The 4,869-nt window shown below is 32.3% G+C and carries 8 protein-coding genes and 1 pseudogene; all 9 read right to left on the bottom strand.

Annotated elements, in window-relative coordinates; all coding sequences use genetic code 11:
• A pseudogene (locus tag COZ07_RS04395) lies at nt 1–483 on the bottom strand (hypothetical protein); the annotation flags it as partial.
• Nucleotides 470–856: a hypothetical protein gene (locus COZ07_RS04390; RefSeq protein WP_406607372.1), complete on the bottom strand. Its 387-nt coding sequence runs from the start codon at nt 854–856 to the stop codon at nt 470–472. The pseudogene COZ07_RS04395 and the gene COZ07_RS04390, both read right to left, overlap by 14 nt.
• 88 nt (nt 857–944) lie before the next feature.
• On the bottom strand, nt 945–1,289 hold the full coding sequence (locus COZ07_RS04385) for a hypothetical protein (RefSeq protein ID WP_406607371.1): 345 nt from the start codon (nt 1,287–1,289) through the stop codon (nt 945–947).
• Complete coding sequence (locus COZ07_RS04380) at nt 1,267–1,962, bottom strand: replication protein (protein ID WP_406607370.1); 696 nt, start codon at nt 1,960–1,962, stop codon at nt 1,267–1,269. Before COZ07_RS04380 ends, COZ07_RS04385 begins: the two co-directional genes overlap by 23 nt.
• Nucleotides 1,963–2,195: 233 nt before the next feature.
• Nucleotides 2,196–2,594, bottom strand: coding sequence for a hypothetical protein (locus tag COZ07_RS04375; protein ID WP_406607369.1), 399 nt, complete (start codon nt 2,592–2,594; stop codon nt 2,196–2,198).
• On the bottom strand, nt 2,554–2,865 hold the full coding sequence (locus COZ07_RS04370) for a hypothetical protein (RefSeq protein ID WP_406607368.1): 312 nt from the start codon (nt 2,863–2,865) through the stop codon (nt 2,554–2,556). Before COZ07_RS04370 ends, COZ07_RS04375 begins: the two co-directional genes overlap by 41 nt.
• Nucleotides 2,866–2,893: 28 nt before the next feature.
• Nucleotides 2,894–3,655, bottom strand: coding sequence for a hypothetical protein (locus tag COZ07_RS04365; protein ID WP_406607367.1), 762 nt, complete (start codon nt 3,653–3,655; stop codon nt 2,894–2,896).
• A 64-nt stretch (nt 3,656–3,719) separates the two neighbouring features.
• Complete coding sequence (locus COZ07_RS04360) at nt 3,720–4,541, bottom strand: Rad52/Rad22 family DNA repair protein (protein WP_406607366.1); 822 nt, start codon at nt 4,539–4,541, stop codon at nt 3,720–3,722.
• Between the two features lie 65 nt (nt 4,542–4,606).
• On the bottom strand, nt 4,607–4,822 hold the full coding sequence (locus COZ07_RS04355) for a hypothetical protein (RefSeq protein ID WP_406607365.1): 216 nt from the start codon (nt 4,820–4,822) through the stop codon (nt 4,607–4,609).
• Nucleotides 4,823–4,869: the final 47 nt, after the last annotated feature.

Raw genomic sequence — 4,869 nt, 5'->3', positions numbered from 1 at the left:
GTCAACCGCATCTCTAGTCGCTCTGTCAACAGTTCTTCCAATCGTATCTTCAACCTCTCCGTCAACCGCAGCTCTGATAATTCCGTCAACCGCATCTCTAACCTCTCTGTCAACAGTTCTTCCAATCGTATCTCCAACCTCTCTGTCAACCGCTCTTCTGACCGTTCCGTCAACCGCTCCTCCAACCGCTCTGTCAATCGTATCTCTAACCTCTCCGTCAATCACTCTTCTGACAGTTTTTCCATTCGATATTCTATCAGCAATAGAAGCAGCCAATGCTCCGACTAATGGAGAAGAAACCCTCACTATATTTTTAGGGTATTCTAACTCTGCCTTCTTGTAGCAAATAGGCATATATTTATCAAAAGTTTCCCAATCGGTTTCGCCTGTTCTTAGCCCTATTTTTATCCATTTATCAATGTGAGCAGGAATTTGAGCTTTTTGCTTTGGCGTTAATTTAGTAATCTTCCTAGTCTCTGACATTCTGAACTCCTCCATAAGGGTCGGATTCTATCTGCGGTACTACCCTGTAAAATGCCTTATGAAACGTGTTAGGTTTATGTATATCCTCTGCTTCGTAATCCACTTTTTCAGGTGCTTCTATTGTCTTGGCGATCTGTGTTTCGTTCCCATGGTAAAGAGTGGCGGGTGATAATACAGCTATATACTTGTTGCCGTTATCATCTTCCCAAACCTTCGCATCATCGGTTACAAACTTATGTTTATGACCTGTAACCTCTCCCAATGCTAACGTCTTGTCTTTGACTTCTTTTAAGCCCCTAGGCAAAGATTTAATTAATTCTAATCCTACATCTCCTTGCCTATAAACTATGTCGCCATAATTTAGATTTGTCATTTTTCCTCCTTTTAATTAGTTATTTTTTCTTTGTTTTTTTTGTAATATTCTTTCCAATATAATTGTCGTCTAGTTAATTCCATTAAAATCATTCTATTTGATTATATTCAATAATTTCATTTAAGTTTCTTTGCTCAATCAATTCTTGCTTCTTTTTTTGTTCTCTTCTTTTTTCTAATTTATACATCTTTAAAGGTAAATACTTATAAATCACTTTACTTATATTATTTTCTTCTTTTATAAAATGCTTATCTGTATCCCAATTATTCTCCCATCTTGGATCTAATTGCTGAGTTACAGATAAATATTCAGATCCTTGATTGTCCACTCTGATTCTCATTGCACCACATTCTATTTCTTCTAAATCATCTTTGCTTATTAAAATTTTTTTTGTTTTACCATTTATTTGCTTAATGATTAAAGTTTTTTTCATAATACTCCTTTTTTAATTCATCTTGTGATTGTAAAGTCTGCTGTTCTGGCTCTATCCAATATTGCCACTCCTTTCTAAGCCAGTGAATAGCATCCTTAGCATAACCACTTTTTACTGACTTAGAATTTGCATAATTCTTAGTAGATATTAAAAGATTATCTAAGTCTTTATCGGTTATATTCTTTTTAAACCATTGATAAGCATCTTGCTTTAAAAGCTTCTTTCCATTTCTCTTAGGATATAAATCCCAGAATTTTTCAAAAAAAGTTGTATATATTTCTTTTGTATATTCCTTTTCTTTTGTATGGTAAGTTTTCTTTACTAGCTTAATTACCTGTTTCTTTACTAGTTTAGTTTTCTTTACTAGCTGCCATTCGTTGTAATTTTTATTAAATAGATACGAATTGCCTAGTTTAGTTTTCTTTACTAGTTTAATTATCTTTACTAGTTGTAATATTTTTAATGCTTTACATATGCTTGGCTTTGTTACGGGAATTACTTTCATAAATTGACTTAAAGAAATAATATCTTCTTTTTTTTGATAACCATATGTCTTTCTTAATATATATAAAATAATAAATATTTCTGTTCCATTTAAGCCGCTAGCAATAATTTTTTCTAAAATTTCATTTGCTATAGCAGTATAACCATTTTCTTTTTGAGGATTAGCCATCTTTATCCCTTTATACAAAAACCTCGCTACCATTAAATAATATCTTTTTTTCTTGATAATTTACTGTTAATAAATTGTCCTTTCTTCAATAAACTAAAATCGCCTATCTGGGCGAGAACCCTAAGGAATAAGGTTGATCCAGATAGGCAATTGCAGTTTCTTATAAGAAAATCCTTAGTATTCTCGCTATTTAATTCAATTCTAATACTTTTATTTTTGTTTGTAAACATTTTTTAATCGTCTAAATTAGCTTTAAATCTATCAATTATTTTTTCCATTTGCTCAACATAGAACTGATCGAAAGTTTTACTCTTATCTATTCGTTGAGTGTAATAAACAAACAGAGTTGCTCTTAATCGTTGGCTCGGAGTTTTCATTTTGCGACCTTCTGAATCTGCCTGTTGTTCTGGTATATTATCATCATTCATTTTGTTAGCGGAAAATAATATCCACCCAAATTTATTATTAAACTGCTTCATTAACATTGCTATTTCGTTCTCTGATAATTCATTCGTTTCTACTTTTAATCGAAGCCCTCCGTCTTTTGTTGGACTTCCCACTTGTAGAATAGCAGGAGCGGAAAAAACCTTTTTAGTTTTTATTTGTTCCACTTCCTTCTTTTTTGCTATCATTTTTGATTCCTTTCGTCATTTTGTGAAAGTCGAGAACATCTTTATCGACATTCGTTTTAATTATTGCTGGTGTTCTTTTGATTGATAGATAGTATCGGTTATTGCCTAAAAATGATAAGGTAAAATCCTCTGTGCTAATCGTTTGGTCTAATAGTTTTTCCTGTCTAAACCATTTCCAAACTTCATACCATTTTGGAATTTCAAACTGGAAAACATAAGATTTTACATAATCCTTATCGTTTATTTTAGGGTCTTTGATTTCTTCTAACATTGTCTAACTCCTTTCTTACTATTAACTTTTAACTGCTTAACTTTACTATCTTTTGCCAATCATATATTGCTTTGCAATGTATAAAAGCCTTAAAATCTCTCTCATATTCGCCTTTTTGATAATCCAAGAAGTAAGGGAAAAATTCACCAGTTTCTTTGTTTAACTGAATTAAAAATCTTCCGTCATATTTTTTCTTACTTTCCTCTTGTCTTGCTTCCATATACGCGGCTGTCTGTAACCTCATTTCGTTATAAATTCCCTTTCCTGTTTTGATATCTCCGAGATAAAATTTTTCGTTTTTTTCTAATTCCATATCTTGCGTTCCAACAAAATCATATTTTTTTGAATAGACTATCATTTCGCTATGCTTGATTTTAAACTTTTCTTCTTTGATCCAATCAAGGAAAGCATTTACGCCATTAAGAATTTTTTTATCTTCAGGCATTTCAGGTTTCTTTTTATTCGCATAATCTTCTACCCATTTATGAATTGCCTTACCGATCTCCGCGGCAACATTTTTTTCTCTATCCGCTTCATTCTTTGCTCCATAGAGTATTTCATTTTGGTTAAATTCTTCTATAAGGATTTTACCCTTTTTCAAATCTTCGAGATGAACCCTAATATACTCAACTGCTTTTTTAACTGCCCAAGGAACTAATGCTTTCGATTTATCTATCACTCCGCAATATGTAGTCACTCCAGGTCGACGTTTGCCATTTACATAATACTTGTGCCTAAGTTCATCAAATTGAACCTCGATAGTTCCATTATAAAGTTTTGTTTTTAACATTTTTGCCTTTTTTTATAAACTCTTTTTCTTTTTTTCTCGTTCACAATAACTGTAAGGTATATCATTATTTTTCCTTCTTTTGGCACTCTTTACAGAGTGGTTTTTTAAACATTTTTTTGGAATATTTTGCTTGTGCTTCACTTATTTCTTTGCTACATCGCTTGCATTGAACCATTTTTTCTGTCGTTTTAGAAGATTTATTTTCTTCTTTTTCTGCCTTATATTTCATCGCTTCCATTCTACAATGATCACACAATTTAAACCCGAAAAAATCTTTAGTCATCTTTGCTTGTTGCTCTGTGATTGTTGTTTCTTTGCCTAGCTTTTTACATCTATCGCAAGTAAAAGGTGCTGGGCTTTCTTCCTTCACTACTAACTCCTTTATTCTTATAACATCAGGATAGAATACATCGAAAGCAACTCCGAATTTTGAAGCAGCTTTTTTCATGGCGTCTGCTTCAGCGCTCTTGGCGTCATCGGCAATATCAACATAATTCGCTGGAATGTGAGGTTTATTCTTAAAGAACTTCCTATCAACTCCGCCAAATGCTTGTTTCTTGATAAAGCTTCCTTTATGGTCTTTTATAGTTAAAGTTGCTTTTACAGTTACAAATAATTCAGTCGATAATTCGGGGACTAACTCGCTTTCACTATCCCACCCTAACGGACCGAAAATCCTGTTGAGCTTATCAATTACATAACCGATCTCTACATAATCAAATTGTCCACCACCTCGACCCTTCCTTTGTTTGATAAAGGCTCTCGGAGTCTTTGCTCCTAATTCATTTAACTGAATAGGATTTAGTTGTTGAGGCAACTCTTCTTGTTGCTTTAAGGGTATAATTTCTCGCCCTTGAGAATCATACTTTTTTTTGTCCTTCGCCACTTTATTCTCCTTTCTTATTATTTTCTAAATAGTCTTCTATCCATTCCTCTAATGTATTATTACACCTATTGTTTATTCTTTTTATCTCTTAATCCAAAAATAATTTCGGGATATTTTCGGATTTTCTTTATTTTTCTTTGGTTCTTTTCAAATTCTCCTTTTAATTTCAACACACTGCCGAAAAGAGAAAGAAGTAATCCTATAATACTCAACCGCAACAAAGCAAATTTGTAATTATAGGTATTTCTAAGTTCTTTTCGTTCTCTTTTCTTTTTTGTCATTTTTTTATCCTTTATAATTAAATTTAATTGTTTTGGATTTTACTTTT

The organism is Candidatus Infernicultor aquiphilus, assembly GCF_002784285.1.
Lineage (GTDB): Bacteria > Atribacterota > Phoenicimicrobiia > Phoenicimicrobiales > Phoenicimicrobiaceae > Infernicultor > Infernicultor aquiphilus.
Note: the sequence above shows the minus strand (reverse complement) of the source record. Positions and strands in the feature narration are given on the sequence as shown.

Excerpts from the sequence above, each read along its gene's own strand:
- COZ07_RS04380 (WP_406607370.1), bottom strand. The coding sequence starts at position 1,962 with ATGGCTAATCCTCAAAAAGAAAATGGTTATACTGCTATAGCAAATGAA.
- COZ07_RS04390 (WP_406607372.1), bottom strand. The coding sequence starts at position 856 with ATGACAAATCTAAATTATGGCGACATAGTTTATAGGCAAGGAGATGTA.
- COZ07_RS04365 (WP_406607367.1), bottom strand. The coding sequence starts at position 3,655 with ATGTTAAAAACAAAACTTTATAATGGAACTATCGAGGTTCAATTTGAT.
- COZ07_RS04375 (WP_406607369.1), bottom strand. The coding sequence starts at position 2,594 with ATGATAGCAAAAAAGAAGGAAGTGGAACAAATAAAAACTAAAAAGGTT.
- COZ07_RS04385 (WP_406607371.1), bottom strand. The coding sequence starts at position 1,289 with ATGAAAAAAACTTTAATCATTAAGCAAATAAATGGTAAAACAAAAAAA.
- COZ07_RS04370 (WP_406607368.1), bottom strand. The coding sequence starts at position 2,865 with ATGTTAGAAGAAATCAAAGACCCTAAAATAAACGATAAGGATTATGTA.
- COZ07_RS04355 (WP_406607365.1), bottom strand. The coding sequence starts at position 4,822 with ATGACAAAAAAGAAAAGAGAACGAAAAGAACTTAGAAATACCTATAAT.